This is a genomic window from Methylomonas fluvii (assembly GCF_014850975.1).
Classification (GTDB): Bacteria; Pseudomonadota; Gammaproteobacteria; order Methylococcales; family Methylomonadaceae; genus Methylomonas; species Methylomonas fluvii.
The window spans coordinates 589,337-615,780 of record NZ_JACXST010000002.1; the positions used below are offsets into that span (position 1 = coordinate 589,337).

The 26,444-nt window shown below is 53.2% G+C and carries 25 protein-coding genes; 11 read left to right on the forward strand and 14 right to left on the reverse strand.

Translation table 11 applies throughout. The features are described 5' to 3' along the window. Positions 1 to 110: 110 nt before the first annotated feature. The 3 genes from hflX to ettA all read right to left on the reverse strand — a co-directional run bounded on the left by hflX (position 111) and on the right by ettA (position 3,486). On the reverse strand, positions 111 to 1,376 hold the full coding sequence (gene hflX / locus EBB_RS12200; RefSeq protein ID WP_192394111.1) for a ribosome rescue GTPase HflX: 1,266 nt from the start codon (positions 1,374 to 1,376) through the stop codon (positions 111 to 113). Between the two features lie 11 nt (positions 1,377 to 1,387). Next, on the reverse strand, positions 1,388 to 1,630 hold the full coding sequence (gene hfq, locus EBB_RS12205; RefSeq protein WP_020482487.1) for an RNA chaperone Hfq: 243 nt from the start codon (positions 1,628 to 1,630) through the stop codon (positions 1,388 to 1,390). A 191-nt stretch (positions 1,631 to 1,821) separates the two neighbouring features. Next, on the reverse strand, positions 1,822 to 3,486 hold the full coding sequence (ettA, locus tag EBB_RS12210) for an energy-dependent translational throttle protein EttA (protein ID WP_192394112.1): 1,665 nt from the start codon (positions 3,484 to 3,486) through the stop codon (positions 1,822 to 1,824). Positions 3,487 to 3,579: 93 nt separating this feature from the next. On the opposite strand from ettA, the gene EBB_RS12215 reads away from it, so the two are divergent. Genes EBB_RS12215 through EBB_RS12235 form a run of 5 tightly spaced genes read left to right on the forward strand, consistent with a single transcriptional unit; the run spans position 3,580 to position 6,813 of the window. After that, entirely contained in the window at positions 3,580 to 4,281 is a 702-nt protein-coding gene (locus EBB_RS12215) for a TatD family hydrolase (protein ID WP_192394113.1), read from the forward strand. Next, a complete protein-coding gene (locus tag EBB_RS12220; RefSeq protein WP_192394114.1) occupies positions 4,274 to 5,029 on the forward strand; it encodes a tRNA threonylcarbamoyladenosine dehydratase in 756 nt (251 codons plus the stop codon). Before EBB_RS12215 ends, EBB_RS12220 begins: the two co-directional genes overlap by 8 nt. Then, positions 5,022 to 5,423: a polyadenylate binding domain-containing protein gene (locus EBB_RS12225; RefSeq protein ID WP_192394115.1), complete on the forward strand. Its 402-nt coding sequence runs from the start codon at positions 5,022 to 5,024 to the stop codon at positions 5,421 to 5,423. Before EBB_RS12220 ends, EBB_RS12225 begins: the two co-directional genes overlap by 8 nt. A 56-nt stretch (positions 5,424 to 5,479) precedes the next feature. Continuing rightward, positions 5,480 to 6,397: an SAM-dependent methyltransferase gene (locus tag EBB_RS12230; RefSeq protein WP_192394116.1), complete on the forward strand. Its 918-nt coding sequence runs from the start codon at positions 5,480 to 5,482 to the stop codon at positions 6,395 to 6,397. Positions 6,398 to 6,402: 5 nt separating this feature from the next. Further along, positions 6,403 to 6,813: a hypothetical protein gene (locus EBB_RS12235; protein WP_192394117.1), complete on the forward strand. Its 411-nt coding sequence runs from the start codon at positions 6,403 to 6,405 to the stop codon at positions 6,811 to 6,813. A 22-nt stretch (positions 6,814 to 6,835) separates the two neighbouring features. Here the strand turns inward: EBB_RS12235 and EBB_RS12240 are convergent, their stop codons facing one another. The 10 genes from EBB_RS12240 to EBB_RS12285 all read right to left on the reverse strand — a co-directional run bounded on the left by EBB_RS12240 (position 6,836) and on the right by EBB_RS12285 (position 16,361). After that, entirely contained in the window at positions 6,836 to 7,975 is a 1,140-nt protein-coding gene (locus tag EBB_RS12240) for a type III PLP-dependent enzyme domain-containing protein (protein WP_192394118.1), read from the reverse strand. Continuing rightward, positions 7,972 to 8,571: a 5-formyltetrahydrofolate cyclo-ligase gene (locus tag EBB_RS12245; protein ID WP_192394119.1), complete on the reverse strand. Its 600-nt coding sequence runs from the start codon at positions 8,569 to 8,571 to the stop codon at positions 7,972 to 7,974. The genes EBB_RS12240 and EBB_RS12245 overlap by 4 nt, the downstream gene beginning before the upstream one ends. Beyond that, positions 8,564 to 9,502: a tRNA (adenosine(37)-N6)-dimethylallyltransferase MiaA gene (miaA, locus tag EBB_RS12250; protein WP_192394120.1), complete on the reverse strand. Its 939-nt coding sequence runs from the start codon at positions 9,500 to 9,502 to the stop codon at positions 8,564 to 8,566. The genes EBB_RS12245 and miaA overlap by 8 nt, the downstream gene beginning before the upstream one ends. Continuing rightward, on the reverse strand, positions 9,503 to 11,374 hold the full coding sequence (gene mutL, locus EBB_RS12255; protein WP_192394121.1) for a DNA mismatch repair endonuclease MutL: 1,872 nt from the start codon (positions 11,372 to 11,374) through the stop codon (positions 9,503 to 9,505). 85 nt (positions 11,375 to 11,459) lie between these two features. Further along, a complete protein-coding gene (locus EBB_RS12260) occupies positions 11,460 to 13,010 on the reverse strand; it encodes an N-acetylmuramoyl-L-alanine amidase (RefSeq protein ID WP_225587421.1) in 1,551 nt (516 codons plus the stop codon). A gap of 44 nt (positions 13,011 to 13,054) precedes the next feature. After that, entirely contained in the window at positions 13,055 to 13,525 is a 471-nt protein-coding gene (tsaE, locus tag EBB_RS12265; RefSeq protein ID WP_192394123.1) for a tRNA (adenosine(37)-N6)-threonylcarbamoyltransferase complex ATPase subunit type 1 TsaE, read from the reverse strand. Then, positions 13,525 to 14,988, reverse strand: coding sequence for an NAD(P)H-hydrate dehydratase (locus tag EBB_RS12270; protein WP_192394124.1), 1,464 nt, complete (start codon positions 14,986 to 14,988; stop codon positions 13,525 to 13,527). Before EBB_RS12270 ends, tsaE begins: the two co-directional genes overlap by 1 nt. A 135-nt stretch (positions 14,989 to 15,123) precedes the next feature. Next, positions 15,124 to 15,270, reverse strand: coding sequence for a type II toxin-antitoxin system RelE/ParE family toxin (locus EBB_RS12275; protein ID WP_225587422.1), 147 nt, complete (start codon positions 15,268 to 15,270; stop codon positions 15,124 to 15,126). 129 nt (positions 15,271 to 15,399) lie between these two features. Continuing rightward, on the reverse strand, positions 15,400 to 15,612 hold the full coding sequence (locus EBB_RS12280) for a hypothetical protein (RefSeq protein WP_192394126.1): 213 nt from the start codon (positions 15,610 to 15,612) through the stop codon (positions 15,400 to 15,402). 128 nt (positions 15,613 to 15,740) lie between these two features. Beyond that, entirely contained in the window at positions 15,741 to 16,361 is a 621-nt protein-coding gene (locus tag EBB_RS12285) for a hypothetical protein (RefSeq protein WP_192394127.1), read from the reverse strand. 245 nt (positions 16,362 to 16,606) lie between these two features. Between EBB_RS12285 and EBB_RS12290 the strand changes: the two genes are divergently transcribed. Together EBB_RS12290 and dctA are read left to right on the forward strand one after the other, a co-directional pair. Continuing rightward, positions 16,607 to 17,188: a hypothetical protein gene (locus EBB_RS12290; protein WP_192394128.1), complete on the forward strand. Its 582-nt coding sequence runs from the start codon at positions 16,607 to 16,609 to the stop codon at positions 17,186 to 17,188. 221 nt (positions 17,189 to 17,409) lie between these two features. Further along, a complete protein-coding gene (gene dctA, locus EBB_RS12295; protein ID WP_192394129.1) occupies positions 17,410 to 18,720 on the forward strand; it encodes a C4-dicarboxylate transporter DctA in 1,311 nt (436 codons plus the stop codon). Here dctA and EBB_RS12300 read toward each other — a convergent pair. Next, positions 18,703 to 20,058 carry a type VI secretion system contractile sheath domain-containing protein gene (locus EBB_RS12300; RefSeq protein WP_192394130.1) on the reverse strand — a complete coding sequence of 452 codons (1,356 nt, stop codon included), beginning with the start codon at positions 20,056 to 20,058 and terminating at the stop codon, positions 18,703 to 18,705. The genes dctA and EBB_RS12300 overlap by 18 nt on opposite strands. Before the next feature lie 123 nt (positions 20,059 to 20,181). Between EBB_RS12300 and putA the strand changes: the two genes are divergently transcribed. The 4 genes from putA (at position 20,182) to EBB_RS12320 (ending at position 26,297) form a co-directional block, all read left to right on the forward strand. Then, a complete protein-coding gene (putA, locus tag EBB_RS12305) occupies positions 20,182 to 23,262 on the forward strand; it encodes a bifunctional proline dehydrogenase/L-glutamate gamma-semialdehyde dehydrogenase PutA (RefSeq protein WP_192394131.1) in 3,081 nt (1,026 codons plus the stop codon). 139 nt (positions 23,263 to 23,401) lie between these two features. Next, positions 23,402 to 24,196, forward strand: coding sequence for a ParB/RepB/Spo0J family partition protein (locus EBB_RS12310; protein WP_192394132.1), 795 nt, complete (start codon positions 23,402 to 23,404; stop codon positions 24,194 to 24,196). Between the two features lie 203 nt (positions 24,197 to 24,399). After that, entirely contained in the window at positions 24,400 to 25,392 is a 993-nt protein-coding gene (locus tag EBB_RS12315; protein WP_192395015.1) for an alpha/beta hydrolase, read from the forward strand. A gap of 128 nt (positions 25,393 to 25,520) precedes the next feature. Further along, complete coding sequence (locus tag EBB_RS12320; protein WP_192395016.1) at positions 25,521 to 26,297, forward strand: exodeoxyribonuclease III; 777 nt, start codon at positions 25,521 to 25,523, stop codon at positions 26,295 to 26,297. The last annotated feature ends 147 nt before the right edge of the window (positions 26,298 to 26,444 follow it).

Consider the following 26,444-nt stretch of genomic DNA (forward strand, 5'->3'; position numbering starts at 1 on the left):
CCTGTTCGATGAATCGAAGCACTGGCTTGTCTATCCGAAAAGTCGCCATTCTATCGTAACTTAACCATTTCCGAGCAAATAACTAGGTGATTGTTCCAGCGAACGGCCGATTAAACCTGCTCATGAACGTCAATCCCCCTCAACAAGCCCAAATGCTTTTTATCGATTTCTATCGTCAATTCGCAATCGCCGCTATCGTTATTGACCTCGTCGATTATTTTCACAAAAGTGAATAACTTTGCTTTTAATCCGGCTTGGCTGGCTGGCAAATAGCATTTTCGAATCACCTTGCTACTCGCGAATAACTCGGACAACGCATGTTGCAACAAATCACAGCCTACCCCGTTTTGCGCGGAAATCCAGACGCTGAAAGGCTTACCGTCAGCATCGTAATCAATATGCGGCGCCACATCCTCCAGCAAATCGATTTTGTTGAACACCATCAACTGGGGGATTTTAGCGGCGTCAATGTCGCTCAAGACTTGGTTTACCTGATAGATCGTGTCTTCGCGATCTTCGGCGGCCGCATCGATCACATGCAACAACAAATCCGCCTCGCTGGCTTCCTGCAACGTAGATTTGAATGCCGCCACCAATTCATGCGGTAAATGCCGAATAAAGCCCACGGTATCCGCCAAAATGATTTCGCCGCCATTACTCAACGACAATTGCCGCAAAGTCGGATCCAAGGTAGCAAATAGTTGATCGGCGGCGTAAATACCGGCACCGGTTAGAGTATTGAACAGAGTCGACTTGCCGGCGTTGGTGTAACCCACCAAAGACACGGTGGGGATTTCAGCCTTTTTACGCTTACTTCGGCCTTGATGACGCTGCTTTTCAACCTTACCCAGGCGCTGTTGAATCTGCTTGATACGTACCGCCAACAATCGTCTATCGGTTTCCAACTGGGTTTCGCCAGGACCACGCAAACCGATACCGCCTTTCTGCCGTTCCAAGTGCGTCCAGCCGCGAATCAATCGAGTCGACAAATGTTTAAGCTGCGCGAGTTCGACCTGTAATTTACCTTCGAAGGTTTGCGCCCGCTGCGCAAAAATATCCAGAATCAGACCGTTGCGATCCACTACCCTGACTTCCAGCGCTTTCTCCAGATTGCGTTCTTGGCTGGGTGTTAGCGGATGATTGACGATAACGATATTGGCTTCATGTTCGATGATCGCCGACCTGATTTCTTCAACCTTACCCGTGCCAACGAAATATTTGGGATCAGGCCGATACCGGCTACCGGTGACTACATGAGTGGGTTGGGCGCCTGCGGATTTGGTTAGTTCTTTCAGCTCGTCGAGGTCTTCTTGGCCAGCTTGCAAATTGAGGTGAACGAGAATGGCTCGTTCACCCGCATCGGGACGTTCAAACAAAAAATAACCTCTTAGCTTTCATCGCTAACGTCGGGATCACGGTGCATCGTGACATTTTTGCCAGGAACGATAGTGGATATGGCATGCTTGTAAACCATTTGATTCACAGTGTTTTTCAGCATCACCACGTATTGGTCGAAAGAATCGACGCGGCCTTGCAGTTTGATACCGTTAACCAAAAAAATCGACACGGGAGTGTGTTCTTTTCTGAGGGCATTCAAAAAGTTGTCCTGCAAGTTTTGTGCTTTCGACATCCTATTTCTCCTTATTATTGTTCGGTGCGCTATTAATACATTACCCGCTACACCCACCAATTTCAACACGCGGGCTGCGGATCAATAAAAAACTGTTAGTGACTTTGGGACTGCTCGCCGCTATTTCAAGTTCAATCGAATCTTTATTAGCAAAGCCGTTGCGAAAATAACAACGGCTGCTTAAGTTCAGCTTAGCCGATTTTTTTATATTTGAGGCGATGCGGGTTATCCGCATCGGTACCCAAGCGACGATGCCGATCGGCTTCGTAGTCGGCATAATTACCTTCAAACCAAACGACTTCGCTATCACCTTCAAATGCCAGCATATGCGTAGCGATACGATCCAGAAACCAGCGATCATGCGAAATGACCACCGCGCAACCTGGGAAAGCCAACAAGGCTTCTTCCAGGGCTCGCAAAGTTTCCACGTCCAAATCGTTGGTCGGTTCGTCGAGCAGCAACACGTTGCCGCCGCTTTTCAACAACTTGGCCAAATGCACGCGATTCCGCTCGCCGCCGGACAATTCGCCAATGCGTTTTTGCTGATCCCCGCCCTTGAAGTTGAAACGGCCGATATATGCGCGCGACGGCGTTTCATATTTGCCGACAGTAATCATGTCCAAACCGTCGGAGATTTCTTCCCAAACCGTTTTATTGTTGTCCATGTCGTCGCGCATCTGATCGACATAGGCCATCTGCACGGTTTGACCGAATTTGATGTCGCCGGCATCCGGTTTTTCAAATCCCGCCATCATCCGGAACAAGGTGGTTTTACCGGCACCGTTCGGGCCGATGATGCCGACGATACCGCCCGGCGGCAACTTGAAACTCAAGTTATTGATCAACAACCTGTCGCCAAAACCCTTGCTGATGTTCTCAACGTCGATCACCACATCGCCCAGACGTGGACCGGGTGGAATATAAATTTCCTGGGTCTCGTTACGTTTCTGCGTTTCGACCGACGACAACTCTTCAAAGCGCGCCAGACGCGCCTTGCTCTTGGCGTGCCGGCCTTTTTGATTGGATCGCACCCACTCCAGTTCGGCTTTCATGGCTTTCTGCCGAGAAGACTCCTGTTTCTCCTCCAACTCCAGGCGTTTTTCCTTTTGTTCCAGCCAAGAGGAATAATTGCCTTCCCATGGAATCCCCATACCTCTATCCAGCTCCAAAATCCAGCCAGCCACGTTATCGAGGAAATACCTATCATGGGTGACCGCGACGACGGTGCCCGGATAGTCATGGAGGAAACGCTCCAACCAAGCCACCGATTCGGCATCCAAATGGTTGGTGGGCTCGTCCAGCAACAACATATCAGGCTTGGACAGCAACAACCGGCACAGCGCTACCCGGCGCTTTTCACCACCGGACAATTTGGTGACATCGGCATCCCAGTCCGGCAGGCGCAACGCATCGGCAGCCACTTCCAGCGTGCGATCCAGATTATGCCCGTCACAAGCATTGATAATGTCTTCCAGCTTGGCCTGTTCGGCGGCCAGCGCGTCGAAATCGGCGTCGGCATCCGCATAAGCGGCGTAAACTGCGTCCAATCGGGCCAGCACGTCTTTGATTTCCGCAACCGCTTCTTCGATATTGCCGCGTACGGTTTTATTCGGATCCAGTTGCGGTTCTTGCGGCAGATAGCCGATCTTGGTGCCTTTCAGCGGAATCGCTTCGCCTTCAATTTCCTTGTCGATGCCAGCCATGATGCGCAGCAACGTCGATTTACCGGAGCCGTTTAAACCGAGCACACCAATTTTGGCGCCCGGAAAAAACGATAAAGAAATGTCTTTAAGGATGTACTTTTTGGGCGGTACGATCTTGCCGACCCGGTTCATCGAGAAAATATATTGCGCCATTGTTTTTCTGCTGAAGAAATAAAATAGCATTATACCGTGCGATAACGGTTTTTTAAGGGTGTTAATTTTTATCGAGTATAAGGTGGTAATTCAGTGATTATTGAAACAGCTAACGACACGCTGAGCTTGGCCGATACCTACATTGACATCCATTGCCACCAAACCGGCAGCCATCAGGCCATTGAAATGATCAGCATCGCCACCCAGGATTTCGACGTCACGGCAACACACAACGGTTTTTACAGCTTGGGTTTACATCCCTGGCATCTCGATAAAGAAGACGCCGAAACAGCTTTATGGAAAATCAGCGCAGCAAGCCAGGATCCACACCTATTGGCAATTGGCGAATGCGGACTGGACAAAGCTATTGCCACACCATTGACCACGCAAATCCCCGCATTCATGAGCCAAATCAAGCTCGCCAACCAACTGGGTAAACCGTTGATCATTCATTGCGTGCGCGCCTTTAACGAGCTGATCCAGATTAAAAAATCCACACTAAACACCAAGATACCCTGGATCATTCACGGCTTTAACGGCAAACCCGCACTTGCGGACCAATTAACTAGACACGGGTTTTATCTATCCTTTGGCGCCGCGTTGTTAGATCCCCGCTGCCACGCCGGCAAAGCGCTCAGCCGCACGCCAGCCGATCGCTTGTTCCTGGAAACCGACACTGCAAACGTATCCATTGACGCAATATACGCCGCTGCAGCTAAAATGCTGGGTTTGGACATCGCGACCTTGCGCCAACAAATCCTGAGCAATTTCAAACGAGTATTTCTGCATGACTGATTTAAGCTGGCTTTCCCGCACCGAACTACTGATCGGCAAGCCCAAACTGGACAAGCTCCAACAATCCCATGTCTTGGTAGTGGGCATGGGCGGCGTGGGCTCGTTTGCAGCCGAATTTATCTGTCGGGCCGGAGTCGGCGAAATGACCATCGTCGATGGCGACGTGGTGGACCCGAGCAATCGCAACCGACAGTTGCCGGCGCTGGCCACCACCCACGGCCAATCCAAAGCCGACATCATGGGTGAGCGCTTGCTGGCGATTAACCCCGACTTAAAACTAACTATCAAACACGAATTCATCACGCCCGATACTGCCGACGAGCTATTAAGTCAGCATTACGACTATGTGGTCGATGCGATCGACAGCCTGACACCAAAAATCACGCTGATACGCGCCGCCAAGGCCCGCAACATGAAAATCGTCAGCTCCATGGGCGCCGGCGGCAAGATGGACCCGACCCATCTCAAGGTCGTGGACATCTCCAAAACCTACAACTGCCCGTTTGCGCAATTCATTCGCACGCGTTTACGCAAACATGGCATCAGCCGGGGCGTGAAGGTAGTGTTTTCGCCAGAAGTGGTGAATAAAGATTCGTTGATGTTTACCGACGGCAGCAATTATAAAAAGTCCGCTTACGGCACGATTTCCTATTTGCCGGCTGCATTCGGCGGCGTCTGCGCTTCGGTAGTCATCTGCAACTTGATTCACGATCCCGCACATTCGCACCACAACAAACATCATGGATAAATTACCCAACCGTCCAGCGGATTCCTTGCTGATCAATCCGGGCAAAAGTTCACGTTTGCAGGAGATGAGGCAGCGCGCAGCCACGGCAAATCAGCCGGCTCCCGCGCCTGCTCAACCCAGTTTTCAAGCGAAAGACGAAAACATGAGTCCGGAGTTGGCCTTGGCTCGACAATTGATCGATCAGCGTTTAAGCGAAATTCTGGCGTCGCTACCGGTCGGTAAACAGCGGCGCTTGTTCAAGATCCGCTTTGGCATGGAACCTGCGCAAATCAAAGACTTAGCAATAAAAAAAATATTTGTGCTGCTGGAAATCAATCACCCGCAACTCAACAATCTGTCGGCTAGCATGAAGCGAATCGCCGATCTGAATTATAATGGCCGGCAACCCAACTAATCCGGCCGTTTACCTTGCCTTACGCTCAGTCGTCCCGTTCCTCGATTCCCGCTACGATGTACAACCTAGAACCCAATCAAGATTACCGCGACCAAAGCCTGCGCGATAACGCCGAATTATCCAGCACCGAACTGCACGCCGACGCCGCCAAACACTACGATGACTGCTACAACGATTATCTGGTGGCTTGGTGCAACCGCGACAATCTGGCCTTGCATTACGGCTATTGGGACGAGGCCAAGCCTTACGATCAGCATCAAGCCTTGCTGAACAAAAATCAGGTGCTCTATGAAAAGGCCGGGATTCAGGCCAGCGACAAAGTCCTGGACGCCGGCTGCGGCATCGGCGGCAGTACGATCTGGATGGCGAAACAGCACGGCAATCGGGTAACCGGCATCACCATCAGCGCCAAGCAAGCCAACTATGCCCGTCAGTACGCCCAGCGCCACGGCGTTGCAGAATTAGTCAATTTCGAAGTCGCGGATTTTTGCGCCACGCCCTTCCCCGACGCCTCGTTTGATGTGGTTTGGGCTTTGGAAAGCTCTTGCCATGCGCTTAAAAAAGGCGACTTTTTGCGCGAAGCCTGGCGGGTGTTGCGTCCAGGCGGTCGGATTGTGGTTTGCGACGGCTTTGTGTTGCAGCGGCAATTTAACCAACAGCAGTGGCAGGCAGTGGTGACCTGCTTGAACGGCTGGGCCGTGCCGAATCTGTGCGCGCGCGACGAATTTACCGGCTTGTTGGAACAGCAAGATTTTCAAACGATTATTTGCCACGACATCACCACACAAACCCAGGCCTCCGTCGAACATATGTACAAAGTCGCCAAGCGCTTAAAACCGGTACAAACCATCAGTCAATGGCTGGGGCTGCGTTCCAAGGCACAAACCGCCAACTATTTGGTCGGCCTGGCCCAACATCAGTTGTTTACCGAAAAACTCACCGAATATTGCATTTTTACTGCGCAAAAGGCTTAAACACGATGCCGATCGTTTTACCGCGTTTGAAGTTTCTGACTCTGTTTACACTGATGGTAGGCGGCGCAATCGGTTGCGCCAGCGTGCCGGCCAATAGCCAGCACGACAGCTTTGCCGACTACGCCGAATCGGTATTCCGCCACCAGAGCACAGTATTAAGCCGACTGATGATGCTCAGTGAAGCCGAACAATTGCCGGATAACGAGGCCTTCGAAAATGCCGAACAAACTATGCACGATGCCTGTCAGCTGTTGAACGAATATGCGGAACGGGAAAGCGATGGCGAACACATGGGCTTACGCTTTAAAGCCAAGGTACAAGCCAGCATCGAAGGCTGCGATGCCAGTATTCAGAAGATGGAAGCATTAATGAGCGGCCTGGACCAAGAGCAAGCGCCGCCGCACGCCCACCCTTAAACGTAAAACCCGCTACTAAACGCTAGTCGCCGCTATTCGCCCATTGCCGGCGATAATCGGCATAACTATCACGCTTTTGCAGCAGCCAGCGGGCCGGATTGACGCTGTAAACATCCGGCAGCTGATAACCGTTAAACCGGTTAGCCTTGATCAGCGAATACGCCCCCACATCGGCAAATACTAAACGCTCGCCAACCTCCGGAATCCGCCTAAACCGATATTCGCCGAACACATCGCCGGCCAGACAGGTCGAGCCGGCCAAAATTGCCGACTGTTCACCGCCACCGGCTTCTTCCAGCAAACGCGGTTTGATCTGATATTCGAACACTTCCGGGTGGTGATTCACCGAGGTGTCCAAGATCAACACCTGCTTGCCGTCACTGACAAACCGATCCAGCACGGTGGTCAACAAATAACCGGCATTACCGACCAGCCCCTTACCCGGCTCCACATACACATCGACGCCAAATTCGGCTCGTACATCCCGGATCAATTCGGCAAGATCCTGCTGTTCGGCGATGGCGTGATACAAATAGCCGCCGCCCACATTCAGCCATTTAAGCCGGTTGCGTTTTAGAATAGGCCGCAGCTTTTCCAGCGTCTGTTGCAAGGGTCTAAAGTCCCGGCAGGCAAACACCGTGTGAAAATGTAGTCCTTCCACATTGGCCGGCAAACCATCCCGTAGCAGTTCGATATCGACCCCCAGTTTGGAATGCGGCCGGCAAGGGTCATAGCGTTGATCATCGGCAAAAGACAGCTTGGGATTAACTCGCAAACCTTGCGAATAATCGCTGACAGACGCCTTTAGCCGCTGATGCTGCGGCAAGGAATTGAAACTGATATGACTACAAAGCCGGCTCAACTCTGCGAACTCGTCGGGGCGCAAGCCCGGCGTGGTCAAATGGATGCTACCGTCCGCCTCTGCCAACACTTCGCTCGCCAAGCGTGCCTCGAACAAGGAACTGACCGAAAAGCCGTCGACTTGATCTTTTATCAACGTCAGCAATGCCGCCAGAGGCAAGGCCTTCATCGAATACAAAATCTTGCAGCCGCTTGCCTGCTTCAGCGCTTGCAGCCGTTTTAGATTGGCAAGAATTTGCGCTTCGTCCAACACCAAGGCGGGGCTGGTGGGAATTTGTTGCTTTAACTCGAGCCAATTCATCGTCGAACATGCCTGTTGCCCGAATAAATCGCGCGCTCGGTAAGCACATAGTCCATGAACACATCGTGTGTATCCATCGCCACCTGCGGCAAAAGTTGGGCTTTATAACAAATCGCCGCTAACACCGCGTTGGGCCGCACTTTTTGCAGTAGCCTGTCGTAATAACCGGCGCCGTTGCCCAAGCGCCCGCCTTGCTTGTCAAAAGCCACACCGGGCACGATGACGACATCCAGTTCATCGACACGCACTTGTTTTGCCGGCTCCAGCCAACGTGCGCGCGGCGGTTCGAGAATATTCCACATGCCCGCTTGCAATTCGTCGAGTGATTCCAACTGCCACAAACCCAGTTGCTTATGGCCCGTAGTATCGACCGTACAATAAGGCACAACAATGCGCTTACCCGAATTTAGTTCTGCGGCTACGGTAGGCAGCGTCCGCACCTCTGAACGGCAATGCAAATACCACATCACTGTCTTGGCGGCTTGATACCAGGCTTGCTCGACGACACGCCGGCAAATGTCGGCGCTGATCGCATCCTTATCAGCCTGCGCATGACGCGCTGCGTAGGCGGTTTGGCGTTGTTCGGCTTTATTCATAGGCACGGCAATAGGCCAGGGCTTGGCCGACTAGGTCTTTAGAACCGGTAATTAAATGATGGGCATCCTGCTCCTTGCGTAGCCAGGTAAATTGGCGTTTGGCCAACTGACGAGTCGCGATAATGGCTTTGTCCCGCATGGTTGCCAGGTCGTATTCGCCGCTTAGATAGGACCAAGCCTGCCGATACCCGACGCAGCGTATCGATGGCATGCTCTCGTCCAGATCGCCGCGTTGCCATAAAGCCTGCACTTCGTCGAGAAAACCTTGTTTCAACATCAGATCGAAGCGCTCGGCTATCTTGTCGTGCAAGGTACTACGCTGCTCAGGCGCAATAATCAATTTGATAAACCGATACGGCTGCTCGACATGCTGGTCGGCGTCGAAGAAACTGGATAACGGCCGGCCGCTGATTTCAAAGACCTCCAGCGCCCTTTGAATACGTTGTGGGTCGTTGACATGGATCCGCGCCGCGGCTTGCGGGTCGACTTGCGCCAGACGGGCATGTAAGGCGTCCTTTCCCAAGGTTTGCAATTCCTCGTCCAATCGCTGACGAATTTCCGGATCAGCGGCCGGCAATTGCGCCAAACCTTGGGTCAAGGCGCTGAAGTACAACATCGTCCCTCCCACCAAAATCGGCAACTTGCCACGTTCAGTAATATCAGTCATCAACGCCAATGCGCGGTCACGGAACTGGCCGGTGGAAAAACTCTCACGGGGATCGAGAATGTCGATTAAATGATGCGGCACGCCACCGCGCTCGGCCAGGGTCGGTTTGGCGGTGCCTATGTCCATGCTTTTATAAACCAAGGCCGAATCGACGCTAATGATTTCGGTGTCCAAGGCGTGCGCCAGCGCCGCGCCCAGCGCGGTTTTGCCGGATGCAGTCGGCCCCATCAACAGGATTGCCAACGGTTTTTGCAACTCGCTCATTTATTGCCCACGCATGAAAAACCGGTCCAAATCCTGATGGCTTAGCGCCACCCAGGTCGGTCGGCCGTGGTTACACTGGCCGATGCGCTCGGTTTGCTCCATGTCGCGCAGCAAAGCGTTCATTTCTTCGATGCTGAGTTTGCGCTTGGCCCGCACCGAACTGTGACAAGCCATGGTCGCCAAAATCGCATTGATACTTTCCTGGGCTTTATGGCTGACGCCGTGAGTGGCCAGATCGGCCAGAATGTCGCGCACCAACTGATCGACATCGGCTTTTGCCAGCAGAGCCGGCGTGGCTCTGAGCACCACCGTTTCCGGGCCGGAACGGTTGATTTCAAAACCCAGATTCATAAAAAACTCGTGCTCTTGCTCCGCCAGATCGGCCTCGGCGGCGGTAACTTGCAACTTGATCGGCAACAGTAAGGGCTGGGAGACTATCGCTCGCTGGTGGTAATGCTGTTTCAGCCGTTCATACGTCACCCGCTCATGGGCGGCGTGGGCATCCACCAAAATAATGCCGTTGGCCGTTTCCGCCAGAATGTAAATATTGTGGATGTGCGCCAAGGCAAAACCCAGCGGCGGTATCGCCGACTCGCCGACCGGCTGGGTTGAGCTGACGTGCTCGGTCTGCGGATACAGCTTGCCGTAGACTTTAATTTGCTCGGCCACATCCGACATATTGGCTCGTTCGGACGGGTAGCGATAAGCGCCGAATGCTTCAGGTGAAGATCGTCGCGGCATGCTATCCACACCCGACTCCGGCATCGTCAGCGGTAAAGAGGTTTGTTGATTCAAGGGCGTCCGCAGTGGCGTTTGCGCCGCCGAAACTTCGCCTACAGTTTCGATTTGCTGCGCCACCACAGCCGCGCCGGGCCGTTGATCGGCCAAACTGCGATGCAAGGCCTGAAACAGAAAATCATGCACCATCCGTCCTTCCCGAAAACGTACTTCCAATTTGGTCGGATGCGCGTTGACGTCAACCAGCGCGGGGTCGAGCTCCAGGTACAACACAAACACCGGATGCCGGCCGTGGTAAAGCACATCCTGATAGGCCTGCTTCACCGCATGGGCCACCAAGCGATCTTTGATCAAGCGACCGTTGACGTAGAAAAACTGCATATCCTGCTGGCTGCGGGAAAAGGTCGGTAAGCCGACCCAACCGTGTAAATGCAAACCGGATGCGGCAAAATCGATCGTCACGCAATTCTCGACAAAGGCCGAGCCGCAAATCGCGGCGATACGTTTTTCCTGGGCAGCCTGCGTCGCCGCGGGTTTGAGATTCAGCACTTCGCGTTGATTGTGATTCAACAGAAAACCCACATCAAAACGCGCCAAGGCCAATCTTTGAATGAGGTTTTCGATGTGAGAAAACTCGGTCTTCTCGGCTTTTAAAAATTTACGCCGCGCCGGGGTGTTGTAGAACAGGTCGCGGACATCCACCGTGGTACCAGGCGGATGCGGATCGGGTTGCGGATCGAAATTTTGCTCGGTGCCGTCGGCGCTGACTTGCCAAGCGCATTCGGCATCGGCACTACGGGAGATCAAAGTCAATCGCGCCACCGAACTGATGCTGGGCAAGGCTTCGCCGCGAAAGCCCATGCTGATCACATGCTCCAAATCATCCAACGAGGCAATCTTGCTGGTGGCATGCCGGGATAAAGCCAACGCCAAATCGTCTTTGACGATGCCGCAACCGTTATCGCGGATTCGGATTTGCCGGGTGCCGCCATGCTCCACATCAATTTGTATCTGGGTGGCTCCAGCATCGAAACAATTTTCGACCAGTTCCTTGACCACGGACGCCGGCCGCTCGACCACCTCGCCGGCGGCGATTTGATTGACTAATTGGGTAGGTAAAGCATGAATCCGCATTGGCCGCGCTCAAACAAAAGCGCGTATTTTAGCGGATGGAAATGAAACGGGGCGAAATGATTCGCCCCGCTTTAAGATAGTTTAATCAGCTGTCATGTGGAATCTGCAACACCTGACCAACGCGCACATTACCGTCATTCATCGCATTGGCCATCCGCAAGGCCCGCATGCTTATGCCGTATTGCTGGGCAATGCCGGACAGGGTTTCGCCGCGATTAATCACATGATGCGTACCGGCACTATTACTCGCGATTGTGGCTGGAGCGGCATCCGGCTCTCTAGCAGCCAACACCGGTTTTTGCTCTGGCTTCGCTTTAGCCACCGGTTCTTTGTCATCCAGATCCACTGCCGCCAATTGCACGGCTTTAGATTTGCCGGAACGATTCAACTGCGCCATCATCGTATCGGCCGGCGCATATTGTTTAAAGTGGCCGACAATGCCGCTAAATACGGCTGATGCCATCTTGTTTTGATAAGCCTTGGTGTTTAAACGGCGCTCTTCTTCCGGATTGGAAATGAAAGCAGTTTCCACCAGAATCGACGGAATTTCCGCCGACTTTAACACCACAAACCCGGCTTTTTGTACCGCGCTTCTGTGTAAATGGCCGACATTTTTAACACTTTTTAACACCTTGTTGCCGACATTCTGACTGGCTTCTTTCGCCGCTTTGTTGGATAAATCCATCAACACCGAGGTCAAGGTGTCATCGCGGTCCTCAGCGGCACCGCCATCCACCGCGTTTTCACTATTAGCCAACCACGTGGCGCCAGCACTGGACGCGCCCTTATTGGCCAACGTATAAACCGACGCACCATGCGCCTGGCTATCGCTAAACGCGTCGGCATGAATCGACACAAACAAATCGGCCTTGGCCGCGCGGGCAATGCGGCGGCGTTCGTTTAATTTCACAAAATAGTCACCATCGCGAATCATCACCGCTTTCATGCCCGGCTGACTGTTGACCATGCCTTGCAGGCTCTTGGCAATCGCAAACACCACGTCTTTTTCCTGTGTGCCGTTCGCGCCCTGCGCACCAATATCTTTACCGCCGTGACCAGCGTCGATGGCCACAATGATGTGACGGCCTTTGGCTTTGGCGACTGATTTAACCGCGACAGGCTTGGCAGTGGCCTCGGATTTCTTGGTAGATTTATCGGCTTTTTCGGCAACAGCGGCCTCTGATGTGGCTGTCGGTTTTTCTGTTTTAACCGCCGTGACTGGAGTGAACGCTCTTTCAGCTGGCTTAGCCGCTAAAGGCGGCGTCACTGGCTGCTCTTTTGCCGCCAAATCGATTTGCAAATTCTTACCAACCATCGCGACTTTGGCGTCCGCATCAGATTTCAATTCGACGACGATACGCAAATCTTTGTTGTTACGCATTGCACTGCGGGCAAAACCAAACAACGGATGATCCGCAACCGGTTGAATCAAATCCTGCGCCATTTTGGCATCGCTAAAATCCATAACCAGACGATTGGGACTTTTCAACACAAAGGCATGATGCTTGACCGTGCTCGGTAAATTGACCAACAGTTGATTGGTGGATGAATAACTGATAGGACCCAGTTCAGTCTGAGCCGCGAGCACCGAAAACGTGGGTAATAACAATCCCCATATCCAGAAAGTTTTAGACATCTGCTGCATACCCCACATTTCCACTAGTGACAACTTCGTTGAAATTATAGCAGTAGGTTATTGTTTTTCCAGTTTAGTTTTATATCGCCAAGCCGATTTTTTGCTAACACATTGATTTCAGCGGTACGTTGCTGTTGAAAATAATTCAACCTTACTTCCAGATCGGCCGTAGGCAAAAATCCCGCGCCCATTTGCGGCCATTCGATGCAGCACAATGCGTTTTGGTTGAGATAATCGTCCATGCCCATCCATTCCAGTTCTTCCGGATCCTTCAGTCGATACAAATCAAAATGAAACAAGCGCCGGCCATCGACTTCGTATTCCTCGACCAAGGTGTAAGTAGGGCTTTTCACCGCGCCTTGATGGCCGGCGGCACGCAACAAGCCGCGCACCAGCGTCGTCTTGCCGGCACCCAAATCGCCGTACAAAAACAGCAGACATTTTGCCGGCAGGGCTTGCCAGAGCGCGGCGCCCAGCGCTTCGGTATCTTCGGGGGTTTCCAGTGTGATGTTCATTAATTCAATAACTTCCTGATTCGCTCCGGCAAATCGCCGGCCAGCAAGCCGCGCTCGCCAAATTCCGCAGCCAAGCTATCCGCTGCTTCGCCATGCACATAGACGCCAAGCCGGGTGGCATCTTCCAGACTCAACCCCTGCGCCAGCAAACTGCCAATCAAGCCCGACAACACGTCACCCATGCCGCCGCTAGCCATGCCGGGGTTGCCGGTGGTGCCGACATAGATCGTTTCGCCGCCGGTAATCAAGGTACCGGCGCCTTTTAATAGACAGGTGCCGCCGTACTGACTGTGCAAATCCGTCAACGCGGCAAAGCGGTCAGCGGAGATTTGCCCGGCGCTACAGCCCAGCAAGCGCGCGGCTTCGCCGGGGTGTGGCGTTAATATCCAATTCGCGCGCCGCTTGGGTTGCAAGGACAACAGATTCAAGGCGTCGGCATCGATCACGCACTGCTTGTCAATGGCCAGCGCCGCGCCGAACATCTCCCTGGCCCAATCGTCCTGCCCCAGACCAGGCCCGATGACGATGACGCTGGCCTTCTCCAACAAGGCATGTAGCGCTTCGCCGCATTCCAGGCCGTGGCACATTAACTCCGGCCGGCCAATATTGATCAGCCCGCTATGCGCGGCGCGGGTGGCGATACTAACCAGACCGGCCCCGGAACGCAAGGCCGCCTCGCCGGCCAAACGAATCGCCCCGGTATAACCCAGATTACCGCCGATCAACAACACGTGACCAAAATCGCCTTTATGCGCCGTCCGTGGACGACGCGGCAACGCTAACTTATCCAACAATTCGGCGAACGGCGGCATTGCCGCCAACACTGCGGCGTCGATATCCAAGGTGTTGCAAATAATCTCACCGCAATACTCCGACGCTTCGCCGGTAAACAAGCCGCACTTCAAACCGATAAAAGTCACCGTCACATCTGCCTTGACCGCGCAGCCCAATACCGAGCCGGTGTAGGCGTGTAAGCCGGACGGCACATCCACGGCAAGCACCGGGCCATATGCAGCATTAATCGCCGAGATGGCTAACGCGAAATCTTGCCCGACTTCCCGACTCAAACCAATTCCGAACAAGGCATCGACGATCACCCCTTGCAACTTGGATTGCCCGGCTTCGAAACCGCTGACACTGCCACCGGCCTTTAAAAAATCTTGATACGCAGCAAGCGCATCGCCCGGCAACCCATGCGGATCGGTCAAGGCATAAACGGTTACCTGATAATTAGCCTGCAAGGCCAGCGTCGCCACTTCATAACCATCGCCGCCGTTATTACCGCCGCCGCAAAACACCGTGACTGCTTGTTGTTCCGGCCAGCACCGTCTTATCTGCTCGAACAGCGCATATCCGGCCCGCCGCATCAATTCCCGGCCAGGAATTCCCAACTCGTCGATCGCGTATCGCTCGGCTTCGCGGATTTGGGCGGTGCAATAGAGTTTGTTTGAGGGTGTTTGCATGGGGTGACCTTGGGAAAGTCGATAGGATTTTTGTCGCGGATCTTGCCGAAATTGGTTAGCTGGATTGCCCCGGTACCTGTCGGCAAAACTAACTTAAATCAAACTCTCGGCCGTTTCGAAAAATCAATTCCGCGTTCATGGTTGATTTTCGCGGTACACGGTTAATATCTCGATGGCATCGCCGTTTAAACGGTAAACAAAGCTGTATTGTTGATAGACCACCCCGCGAATGTTTTCGCCAAACTCCGGCATCGGCGTACCCGACTCCGGAAACTGAGCCATATATAGGGTACGCACCGCGTACCATTGGAGCCATCATGGTGGCAAAAGCCCGAAGGTACGCGGTGCGTACACTACCGAGCTATTTCCGCCAAGCGCTGTCCGGCGCGCGGCGAAAAGACAATGCGGTACTCACTCATATTTCCGGCGAATGTCCTTCATCACCTGTTGCAACGACAGGCCCTCGCCGGCAGCCAATTGAGTAATCGACACACCGATGTCCTGCTTGATCTTGCGCTGCTGCCCAAACTCGGCGAAGGCACTGGCAATGGACTGCTGATTATTGCCAAACAACTGCTGCAAGCTGGCTTCCAGCTCAGGCTTATCGATTTCGATGTTTAACATGACGAATTCCAAAGATTTAGTTAGCTTGTAATTTTTCAAACCTCTTTAAGTCCGAAGCCGGCCAAGCAAGTTTGTAAAGCATAACGCCAAACCATTGCATAGCCAATTCGAACCAAAGCGAGGAGGGTTCAACCAACTCCAAAGGTTTTGTCATTCAAGTTATAGCCAAGCGCCTTACACCTATCAAAAAAATCTATTCTAAATTTTTGCACATTAAATCCGCCAAGTTTCTTTTGCTTGACATTTAATATGGCTGTCGACTCAAAGATAACTTGTAATGCGTAGGTAACCACATCCGGTACTTCAAGTAAAACAACAAAATCAGGGCGGACGCTATAGTGCCCAACGTTGAAACTGTCAGGCAAGTCAAAACCCGTGAGTTTTGAATATCCAGAAACCCTCTTTTGATACCTGAAAGGATACGGCGGTCGAAGGTCTGCATGACAGGCAATTAGCTCGAAGTCGATCCAAAGATGTTCAATGTCACCACCATATTCTTGGGAAAGATATTTACTAATTTCATTAAACGGATCCCGAAGGCAGTCACTTATAGCCAATGTTTGCTGATCACAACCGTTGGCATTAATCAAAACTTGCATATTTTTATGCTTTAGGAGAATTTTGCGGCTAATACTGTAGGCTGGGTAGAGCAACGCGAAACCCAGCAATGGCTTGAAATAATGAAGTTCCTTTACATTCAAACTGCTCTTTGGTTTAGAAAACTTCTCAGCTGTAAAGCTGGGTTTCATTATCATTCAACCCAGCCTACTTCTGCAAACCCAACCTTGGCGTATCATCAATTTGCGGACATTGGCAAAACCAGAGCAATTGTTGAATTTGGATCGGTTTTTGTTTGATCGTCATAAGCTCCGCCCCTCCGCAGAACAAGGCTTCCGGAAAATGCTTTACCCAACCTCGTCGGAGGTAATTTTACGGACAATCCATCACACCTCTTATGTCACAATTGCCCAATAAACCGACACGGAGCAAAACCATGCGCCAATTTCTATTAATCATCATGGCACTGCTTGCGCTGAGCGGCTGCGCATCGGAATCCTGCGAGAAAGATGTGGTGGGCATCCTCAACCCCAATCAAACCAGCGCGAAATTGTTGATGGATTACGCCAAAACCGCCGTCTGTAAGACGGATTCAACGGGCACGGCAAAGCCTACAACTGTAGACGAAGAACGCAAGCTGGTGTTGATTTACGATTTGTACGTTAAAGCCAGAAGTTATGCGATTTTAAACAAAGTGTTTTTCTGGCTGTCGCTGATTTCGGCGGTGGCGGTGTTTTTGTGGCCATCGCTAGGGGTGCTGTTGAAAGACCGGCTGGGCGAGCGCGAATGGTATAAGTCCGCGATCGTGCAAACCACGGTGACCGGCGTCGCGGCGTTGATGTTTGCGTTTTACAGCCAATACAAAGACAAGCAAACCTACACGGAAAACCTGATGCGCTATGCGGTGTTTTCCGATAAGCCGGTGGCTGAGTTGAGCCAGAAAGTGATTGAGGAAATCGGCAAAATCGACATTGGCTTTAGTTTCAGCGGCGTGTTTGACAAGAAGGAAGAAAAATAACCGGAAGGCGCTAACAGCTACTTTGTCCAAGTCGAAAAAATCCGCTAGCCCCTACGCTATTTGAGCCCACCATAGCCTTGTGGTTTAAGTTAGCGGCGAGCGGTTCGCTGCTATCGTAAGACGGGCTGTTGGCCTCGTAACTTATCCTTGCCTTGTGCGCAGCTTTTAACCGATAGTGCACTCAACACCCGCGCTACATCCTTAGAGCCACGCGCTAAACCATGAACTCGGAAAACCTCAGCAAACCACTATTGTCACAAGCAGGCAGCCCCTCCGCCCGGCTTTATCTATGGGTTCTAATGGCTATCGTTGCCGGCGGCCTGTTCGGTTATCTGGACGCTGAACATGCCGTGACGCTCAAACCCATAGGCGACGGATTCATCAACCTGATCAAAATGCTGATCGGCCCGGTGGTGTTTTGCACTATCGTGCTGGGCATCGCCGGCGCCGACGATATGAAAAAAGCCGGGCGGGTTGGCGTCAAAGCCTTGCTGTATTTTGAAATTGTCTCGACCTTCGCACTGGCGCTGGGCGTGTTGGTCGCCAACGTGCTAAAGCCCGGCCAAGGCTTTAATGTCGATCCGGCCACGCTGGACACTCAAGCCGTCTCCGGTTATGTGAAACACGCCAGCCAGCAAAGCACCGCCGACTTTTTGCTGCACATCATCCCCAAAACCTTTACCGACGCCTTCACCGGCTCCGGCGATTTGCTGCAAGTGTTATTGGTGGCGGTGTTGTTTGGTTTTGCCTTGCAACAAATGGGTAGCGCCGGCAGATCGGTATATGTGTTTATCGAGGAATGCTCGCACATCTTTTTCGCGATGATGAATGTCATCATGAAGCTGGCGCCGTTCGGAGCCGGCGCGGCGATGGCGTTTACCATCGGTAAATACGGCGTGGCCGCATTGAAACCGCTGGCGGCATTGATGGGTAGTTTTTATCTGACCTGCGGCTTGTTCATCGTGTTGATCCTGGGCAGTATCGCTGCGTTAACCGGCTTCAATATTTTCCGCCTGCTGCGCTATATCAAGGAAGAAATGTTACTGGTGTTGGGTACCTCGTCGTCGGAATCGGCGCTGGTGCCGTTGATGAATAAGCTGGAAAAACTGGGCTGCTCGCGTTCGGTAGTGGGTTTGGTGATACCGTCCGGCTATTCGTTCAATCTGGACGGCACCAATATTTATCTGACCATGGCCGCGCTGTTTGTCGCCCAGGCCTTGAACGTCGATTTAAGCCTGACGCAGCAATTGACCTTACTATTGGTAGCGATGCTGACCAGCAAAGGTGCTTCGGGCGTCACCGGCGCCGGCTTTATCACGTTGGCGGCAACCTTGGCGGTAGTGCCGGCGGTACCGGTCGCGGCGCTTTCGCTGATCCTGGGCATAGACCGCTTTATGTCGGAAGCGCGCGCCTTGACCAACATCGTCGGCAATGCGGTAGCGACGATAGTGGTGTCGCACTCCGAAGGCGAACTGGACCGGGAAAAAATGCAGGCGCAGCTAAGTCCGGCCCCATCAACTCAAGGTGTCTAAACCCAACAAGCGCAGGCCTTGGCGCTGCCGATAGCCGATGACCGGCATGATGTTTTGCGCCAACAGATTATTCGCCTGCGCTTCGTTCAACACCACTTGGGTAGCCGGCTGCAATATCTGCTCGCCGTCCAACTCGTAGCTAAACGCCGGTACATCGGCAAAAAAGAACTGCTCCGCAGTGGCGTCATCCTGAGCAGCTCGCAACAATACTCTGGCCGCTAAAAAGGCAGGATTGCCCCACAACAGCTCGTCGGTCTGAGGAATCTCGGCGCACTCTTCAAAGGCAAACGTGTCCAGTGGATCGCGTTTGCTGCCATAAGGCAAACGCATCAGCACGCGCGGATAGGTCAAGATCACGCTGTCGGCTTGGATCTGCTGGCGATATGCCAACCAATCCGGCGCATTCTGCAATGCCTCAACCACCAAACCGTTCCCCGCACCCGCCAGAAAACCCGCCCCGCATTGGGCGGCTAAATCCGCACAATACCCGAGCAAGGCCTTATCGTCAGAGTTATCGGCAAACAGATAATCGGCAACGAACAACACATCCTGCTCGCCGTCACCGGTTTGAATATGTTGTTGCAAACGCTGGACCACGCTCTCGCCGCCCTTTTCCAACTCCACCAGCAACTGGGCTTGGCTAATATCCAGCAAATAGAGCTGTTGCGCGTCGGCGGCTTCTTCATGCGCCAATTCATACGTCGCCCGCCACAAAGCTTCCAACGCTTGAAAATCCTGCCGATGCAACAAGGCTTTCACAAACTGCGCGGTGGCGGCGTCGATCACATCGATTAACGCCCGATGCTGCGGGTTGGCGTCTTTGGCGACATGCGGCTCCACAATCTGCTTCAACAAACTAGCCAAAGAATCGTCGGCAGCAACCGCGCCTTCCGGTTTTTTCCCCAGCAGACGTTCCAACATATCGTCCTGGCTTTCCGTTTCCGCCACAGGCGCTGCTGCCTGGCTGGCGGCTACTCCAGGAAAAAAGGCCTGAATTTTCGCCGCTGCCTGCGCGGCAGTATTGGGATTGCCCAGTTCGGATTTTAAAGTCCGCAAATCGGCCAGCAGTTTGATTTTTCTTATCCAGGCGTCGGGATGAAAATCCTCCAACGCCGGAAATTGCAGCGTGATACCCGAGCTGACTTCCAGTGTGGGTGTGACTTGCGCCTGCACTTGCTCAAAGTTATCGACATCGATTTTGCGGATTTTGCTTTGCTCCCAAGGCACGGCGGCACCGGAAAAATTGCCGAAAGCATAAACTCGGTAGCCACTGCCGCCGCCGGCCTTGGCCGTTTTTCCGGCATTAAAACCCATCGTAAAATCAATTCTGCCTGGCATATAGTCTCCTCGCGTGTTCAACGCTTTACCATCAACAGTAGCAGAGCAAACCCGCTCCAACAAGCCAGCCGGTTTTTCCGGATAGCGGTATGCTTATGGGTGTCAGTCCAACAGGTGATAGCCATGAGCAACGCCAACCGTTTAGCCGAACTGCGCCAGCGCATCAATCAAGCATTTACCCAAGCTGAACCGCAAGCCATCTCCGGCCTAATCGCCAGGTTGCGAGATTACGATAGACAAACCATCGGCGCCTGTTCGCAGGCGATGATCGAAGCAGTACGCGCCAAGCATAAACAGCCGGGCCTTTTCGACGCCTTCTTACACGAATACAGCCTGAACAGCGACGAAGGCATCGTCTTGATGAGTATCGCCGAAGCCTTGCTGCGCATACCGGACAGCGACACCCAAAACCTGTTCTTGCGCGACAAACTGGCCGATGCCGACTGGTATAGCCACTGGCTGCACAGTGATTCGCTGCCAGTCAATCTGGCTAGCGGCGGTTTATGGATCAGCGGCAAAATGGAAGCGTTGGTTCAACAACGGGTTTTCGAAGGCGTATTAAGCCGGCTGGGAGAGCCGCTGATCCGCGCGGCGATCAAGCAAGCCATGCGGCAAATGGCCGAACATTTCGTCATTGCAGAAAATATAACGGCAGCTATCGAACACGCCGGCAGCAATCCGGCCTACCGCTATTCCTTCGATATGCTCGGCGAAGCGGCCTTGACCCAAGACGATGCGGAACGCTATTTCGCTGCCTATCGGCATGCCATTGAAACGCTGGCCGAATCAGCGAACGCCGAGTTATTAGACAACCCCGGTATTTCCATCAAGCTATCGGCACTATATCCACGTTACGAGCCATTACAGCAGCGTTATGCGGTGCCGGCCATCAGCGACAAGCTGTTAGCTTTGGTTAAGCTGGCCCGCGCGGCGAATATTTCCGTGACTGTCGATGCGGAAGAAGCCGAACGGCTGGATATGTCTTTGGATATTTTTGCGACTGTATTTAACGACCCGGCGCTGGCCGGCTGGCCGGGCTTTGGTCTGGCCGTGCAGGCTTATCAAAAACGCACTTTAGCGGTGATCGATTGGCTAGCAGCTTTGGCCGAATCGCAGCAACGCCTGATTCCCGTCCGTTTGGTGAAAGGCGCTTACTGGGATAGCGAGATCAAACGCGCCCAGGAAAATGGCTGGGACGACTACCCGGTGTTCACCCGTAAAGCCGCCACCGACTTGTCATATCTGACTTGCGCGAAGCTGATTCTGTCGCGCCAGCAGGCTTTTTATCCGCAATTTGCCACGCACAACGCCCACAGCGTGGCGGCCATTTGCGAATTTGGCAAAGACCATCCGGGATTTGAGTTCCAGCGCCTGCATGGGATGGGGAGCGATTTGTATGCCGAGTTATTGAATCAGCGCTCGATCAACTGCCGCGTCTATGCGCCGGTCGGCAATTACCGGGATTTGCTGCCGTATCTGGTCCGGCGCTTACTGGAGAACGGTGCGAATACCTCGTTTATCAATCAAATCGAAAATCCGGCGATTGGCGCTGCCATGCTATCCGCCGATCCATTGGTCCAGTTAAACGAAGTTGAGACTAAACCGCTTGCGGTTCCCGCTGACTTATTCGGCGCGCAACGTAAGAACTCGCAGGGGCTGAATTTAAGCGATCCCGAGAAATTACAGCAGTTGCAAAAGGCATTGGCTGCCATGACGGACCAGACTTGGCAAGCCGCACCATTGATTGCTGGTCAACAAATTCGTGGCAAACCGCATCTGGTTTATAGCCCGCACGACCAGCTCAGCCTTGTTGGCGAGGTCGTGTTCAGTTCCGAAAATGACATAGAACAAGCCTTGCAACAAGCCACGCGCGCGTTCGATGACTGGCGTTTATGCCCGGTCGCAACTCGCGCCAGGTATCTGCAAAAAGCGGCGGATTTATTGGAACAGCAGCGCCTGGAATTGGTGGTGCTGTGCATTCGCGAAGGCGGCCGAACGATGCGCGACGCGCTGGCGGAAGTACGGGAAGCAGTCGATCTATGCCGGTATTACGCGACCTGCGCAGTCGAACAATTTGCGCAACCACTGCGCTTACCGGGTCCAACCGGTGAAGACAACCAATTGTTTCATTTTGGGCGCGGGGTGTTTGTCTGCATCAGCCCATGGAATTTTCCGATTGCCATCTTCATCGGCCAAATCGCCGCCGCACTGGTGGCCGGCAATACAGTGATCGCCAAACCGGCGCTACAAACATCATTAACGGCCATGGCCTGTTTGCGCCTGTTGCATAGCGCCGGTGTACCGGACAATGTATTGCAGTTTTTACCCGGCGACGGCGCCGAGATTGGTCGGCACTTGTTGAGCGACGAGCGCGTTGCCGGTGTGGCGTTTACCGGCTCCGGCGCCACCGCACAGCTGATCAATCGGCAACTGGCAAATCGCCAGGGCGCCATTGCCAGCTTGATTGCCGAAACCGGCGGTCAAAACGTCATGATCGCAGACAGCTCGGCGCATCAGGAACAACTGGTCGCGGACGCAATGCTATCGGCATTTAATAGCGCTGGGCAACGCTGCTCGGCATTGCGGGTATTGTTTCTACCGGAGGCTATCGCCGACAGCGTCATCGCTCGTTTGATCGGTGCGATGGGCTTGCTACGGCTTGGCTCGCCGCTGGATATAGCCACAGACTTAGGCCCTATCATCGATCAACAGGCGTTAGCCAAGTTACTGAACCACATCGAAAAACTTAAACACGACGCCAAATTGTTGTATCAACTGCCCTTGCCTGCCGACCTGGCAGACGGCTGCTTTTTTCCACTCACGATAGCGGAAATACCGGCCCTATCCTTCCTTGACCACGAAGTGTTCGGCCCCATTCTGCATATTGTCCGTTACCCAGCCAAGGAGCTGGCAAAAGTGGTCGAGGCCATCAATGCCAGCGGCTATGGCTTGACGCTGGGCATTCACAGCCGCATCAACGCCAATATGCGTTACATCCAGCAACACGCGCGCGTCGGTAACATTTACATCAACCGCAACATGATAGGCGCGGTAGTCGGCGTGCAGCCCTTCGGCGGCATGGGTTTATCCGGTACGGGTCCTAAAGCCGGCGGCCCCCACTACTTGCAACGCTTCGCCAACGAACAAGCCGTCACCACCAACCTTACCGCCATCGGCGGCAATCCTTGGTTGTTGCGAAAATAAGTTGTAGGCTAGACACAGCAAGCCCAATGCTTAGAAATACATTGAAATTATCGTCTAGTCGGCGTTACTATTTTTTTCCTCATCGGCGATAACGCTGATTATCCCGCCTTCCAGTTTCCTACCACCCAGAGAAACCAATATGCTCGCCACCAAACGCTACGAATATTTACCTATTGATCAAATCGAATTTCATCACACGCTCACCAACCACAGAGAACTGGATCGGGCCAAGGTCGCGCATCTGGAAAAAGACATCGTGGTCAACGGCTTGTTCGAACCGTTAGTGGTATGGGAGCGCAACAACCGCGAATATTATCTGGTCGGTGGCTTTCATCGTATGGAGGCCATTCAGGGCATTCGCCGCGCCAATCCGGGCTATTTCGACAGAGTGGATGTCAGAATCGTCACCGGCGATCCGGATGAAATCAAGGCCTTGAATCTAAAACTGAATTCTGACCGCGTCGACACCCGCATCACCGATTATTTCCAAACGGTGATTTACTTGAACAATGCCAACTGGTCCAAGGAGCGCATCGCCGAATTCTTCGACAAAAGCGTCAGCTGGATCGACGACATCATTCGTTACGCGCCGCTGACGACGGAAGCCATGCGCGAAAAACTGGCGGGTGGAGAATTATCCTGGGCCAGGGCGCGCGACATCCTGCGCAAAGCCTTGAATGCACCGCCCGGCAACGAAAAACAGATCATCGAAAGTGAGCTGTCGCGGCCCGTGCAAGCAGTCGCCAAACCCCTGCCCTTTCCCACCACAATCAAGCGCTTGTCCAGCTCCGTAAAAACCGATCCCAAACGCACGTTTAAGGTCAGCACCCAGGATATTTATGCCTTGGTATTGACCTTGCGCGGCAAAAATGTCGATCCAGACGCCATCGAGCGGGTGCGTAAAGCGTTTCCCATTTTATGGGACGAGGAATAGTTCGATAACAGGAAATTAGTCATTCCTGAATTGTCACAAAATTGGCAACCTGCGTCAGCTAAGATAAGTTTGACTGGAACAATTCCCCGCTTTGTGCATCCTACGCGGGGATATTTCGGAACATTCAATACTGAAATCATGTGTTAGCGATGAACAATCTTGTTTTAAAAATACTGAACACTCGCAGACCCTATCGACAACGCATGCCACACGCCGGCAAGTTGGCCGGCTTGCTGGTGCTGCTCACGCTGAACGGCTGTATGCCGATGAGCTATCCGCCCGGCGCCAAGACCAATAGCGCGCAGTTGGGCGACAATACGTTTCTAACCGAAGACGGGGCGACGCTACCGCTCAGGCGTTGGCTGCCCGAGGCCGAACCCCATGCCGTGATCATTGCGCTACACGGCTTTAATGATTACAGCCACTTTTTCGATGCGCCGGGCAATTATTTCAGCAAACTCGGCATCGCTTGTTTTGCTTATGACCAACGCGGTTTCGGCGCGGCGCCAAAGCGCGGTTTGTGGGCCGGCAGTGACGCTTACGCACAAGATTTAAAACAATTAACCCAACTGCTGAAACAGCGTTACCCAAACAAACCGCTTTACCTGCTGGGCGAAAGCATGGGCGGCGCCATTGTGATTACGGCCGTGCAACAGAAAGATATGCCGGATGTCGCCGGCATCATCCTCGCGGCGCCGGCGCTGTGGGCCAGATCGACCATGCCTTGGTATCAAACCAGCTTGTTATGGACGCTGGCGCACAGCATGCCCTGGTTGACCTTGACCGGCAGCGGACTGGAGATCATGCCGTCGGATAATATTGATATGTTGCGGGCGATGGGCCGCGATCCGATGGTGATCAAGGCCACCCGCGTAGAAACGGTCTACGGCTTAACTAACTTGATGGATGCGGCGTTCGATAGTGCAAACTCGCTAAGGGCTCATACCTTGATGCTGTACGGCGAGAAAGATGAAGTCATCCCCAAAGAACCGACCTACGCTTTCTTACAGCAAATGCTGACTAACGATACCGCGGAAAAAACCGTGGCCATTTACCAAAATGGTTACCACATGCTGCTCCGCGATCTGCAAGCCCCCACCGCCTGGCAGGACATCGTCGCTTGGATCAAATCCGGCCCAAACCAGCTGCCTTCCGGCGCGGACGCACGCGCTCGGCAATTGTTGAGTAAGGGCTAAAGCCTTTTTCCCGGCAGACGCGCGGAGTATCGGCCAAGCGAGCGTAATTGCGATTGGGGCGGTGGCGCTTGGAACTGTTAAACTGCAGCACCATTGCTGACTTAGCCCTTAAAGCCCAACCACTATTCATGCTCCGCATCATTTCTGCCAATCTAAACGGCATTCGTTCCGCAGCCCGCAAAGGGTTCTACGAATGGTTGGACACCCAAACCCCGGACTTCGTCTGCTTACAGGAACTGAAAGCCCAGGCCGGCGATATGACAGCCGGGATGCTGGCACCGAAAGGCCTGCACGGCTATTTTCATTATGCCCAAAAGAAGGGTTACAGCGGCGTAGGCATCTACAGCAAACAGCCTGCAGATAAGGTAATAGCAGGCTTGGGGCATACCGACATCGATAGTGAGGGCCGCTATCTGGAAGTGCAAGTCGGTAATCTATCGGTCATTTCCCTGTATCTGCCTTCCGGCTCCAGTAGCGAGGAGCGACAAACTGTCAAATACAGCGTAATGGAACGCTTCTATCCGCGTCTTGCCGAACTGAAAGCCAGTGGCCGGGAAGTAGTGATTTGCGGCGACTGGAATATCGCCCATAAGGAAGCCGATTTGAAAAACTGGCGCGGTAACCAGAAAAACTCCGGGTTTTTGCCAGCGGAACGGGCCTGGATGACCCAAGTATATGATGCGTTGGGCTGGGTAGATGTTTATCGCCGCCTACATCCGGACGCTACCGATGCATGCTACACTTGGTGGAGCAACCGTGGTCAGGCTTGGGCCAAAAATGTCGGTTGGCGTATCGATTATCAAGTTGCTACGCCGGGCATCGCCAGTCGCGCACAGTCAACCAGCATTTTTAAAGAGCAACGCTTCAGCGACCACGCGCCATTGATCGTTGATTACGCTGACTAGCCGCAAATCGACAAACGCACCGAATTAGCGAAACAGCTGTTCGATTAACGCACCAGACTGGTTACCCATGCTGACAGGCGCACCAATTCAGATCAAAGTGTGTCACTGCCAGAGAATTACCCTATGAAAAAATCTCATCGCCTAAGA

What these genes read in the sequence shown, in the direction of transcription:
- EBB_RS12310 (WP_192394132.1), top strand. Translation starts at nt 23,402, where the DNA reads ATGCTCGCCACCAAACGCTACGAATATTTACCTATTGATCAAATCGAA.
- EBB_RS12235 (WP_192394117.1), top strand. Translation starts at nt 6,403, where the DNA reads ATGCCGATCGTTTTACCGCGTTTGAAGTTTCTGACTCTGTTTACACTG.
- EBB_RS12270 (WP_192394124.1), bottom strand. Translation starts at nt 14,988, where the DNA reads ATGCAAACACCCTCAAACAAACTCTATTGCACCGCCCAAATCCGCGAA.
- EBB_RS12290 (WP_192394128.1), top strand. Translation starts at nt 16,607, where the DNA reads ATGCGCCAATTTCTATTAATCATCATGGCACTGCTTGCGCTGAGCGGC.
- hfq (WP_020482487.1), bottom strand. Translation starts at nt 1,630, where the DNA reads ATGTCGAAAGCACAAAACTTGCAGGACAACTTTTTGAATGCCCTCAGA.
- EBB_RS12275 (WP_225587422.1), bottom strand. Translation starts at nt 15,270, where the DNA reads ATGGCTCAGTTTCCGGAGTCGGGTACGCCGATGCCGGAGTTTGGCGAA.
- EBB_RS12230 (WP_192394116.1), top strand. Translation starts at nt 5,480, where the DNA reads ATGTACAACCTAGAACCCAATCAAGATTACCGCGACCAAAGCCTGCGC.
- EBB_RS12240 (WP_192394118.1), bottom strand. Translation starts at nt 7,975, where the DNA reads ATGAATTGGCTCGAGTTAAAGCAACAAATTCCCACCAGCCCCGCCTTG.
- EBB_RS12245 (WP_192394119.1), bottom strand. Translation starts at nt 8,571, where the DNA reads ATGAATAAAGCCGAACAACGCCAAACCGCCTACGCAGCGCGTCATGCG.
- EBB_RS12320 (WP_192395016.1), top strand. Translation starts at nt 25,521, where the DNA reads ATGCTCCGCATCATTTCTGCCAATCTAAACGGCATTCGTTCCGCAGCC.
- tsaE (WP_192394123.1), bottom strand. Translation starts at nt 13,525, where the DNA reads ATGAACATCACACTGGAAACCCCCGAAGATACCGAAGCGCTGGGCGCC.
- EBB_RS12280 (WP_192394126.1), bottom strand. Translation starts at nt 15,612, where the DNA reads ATGTTAAACATCGAAATCGATAAGCCTGAGCTGGAAGCCAGCTTGCAG.
- miaA (WP_192394120.1), bottom strand. Translation starts at nt 9,502, where the DNA reads ATGAGCGAGTTGCAAAAACCGTTGGCAATCCTGTTGATGGGGCCGACT.
- EBB_RS12300 (WP_192394130.1), bottom strand. Translation starts at nt 20,058, where the DNA reads ATGCCAGGCAGAATTGATTTTACGATGGGTTTTAATGCCGGAAAAACG.
- EBB_RS12260 (WP_225587421.1), bottom strand. Translation starts at nt 13,010, where the DNA reads ATGTCTAAAACTTTCTGGATATGGGGATTGTTATTACCCACGTTTTCG.
- ettA (WP_192394112.1), bottom strand. Translation starts at nt 3,486, where the DNA reads ATGGCGCAATATATTTTCTCGATGAACCGGGTCGGCAAGATCGTACCG.
- putA (WP_192394131.1), top strand. Translation starts at nt 20,182, where the DNA reads ATGAGCAACGCCAACCGTTTAGCCGAACTGCGCCAGCGCATCAATCAA.
- dctA (WP_192394129.1), top strand. Translation starts at nt 17,410, where the DNA reads ATGAACTCGGAAAACCTCAGCAAACCACTATTGTCACAAGCAGGCAGC.
- EBB_RS12315 (WP_192395015.1), top strand. Translation starts at nt 24,400, where the DNA reads ATGCCACACGCCGGCAAGTTGGCCGGCTTGCTGGTGCTGCTCACGCTG.
- mutL (WP_192394121.1), bottom strand. Translation starts at nt 11,374, where the DNA reads ATGCGGATTCATGCTTTACCTACCCAATTAGTCAATCAAATCGCCGCC.
- EBB_RS12225 (WP_192394115.1), top strand. Translation starts at nt 5,022, where the DNA reads ATGGATAAATTACCCAACCGTCCAGCGGATTCCTTGCTGATCAATCCG.
- EBB_RS12220 (WP_192394114.1), top strand. Translation starts at nt 4,274, where the DNA reads ATGACTGATTTAAGCTGGCTTTCCCGCACCGAACTACTGATCGGCAAG.
- EBB_RS12285 (WP_192394127.1), bottom strand. Translation starts at nt 16,361, where the DNA reads ATGAAACCCAGCTTTACAGCTGAGAAGTTTTCTAAACCAAAGAGCAGT.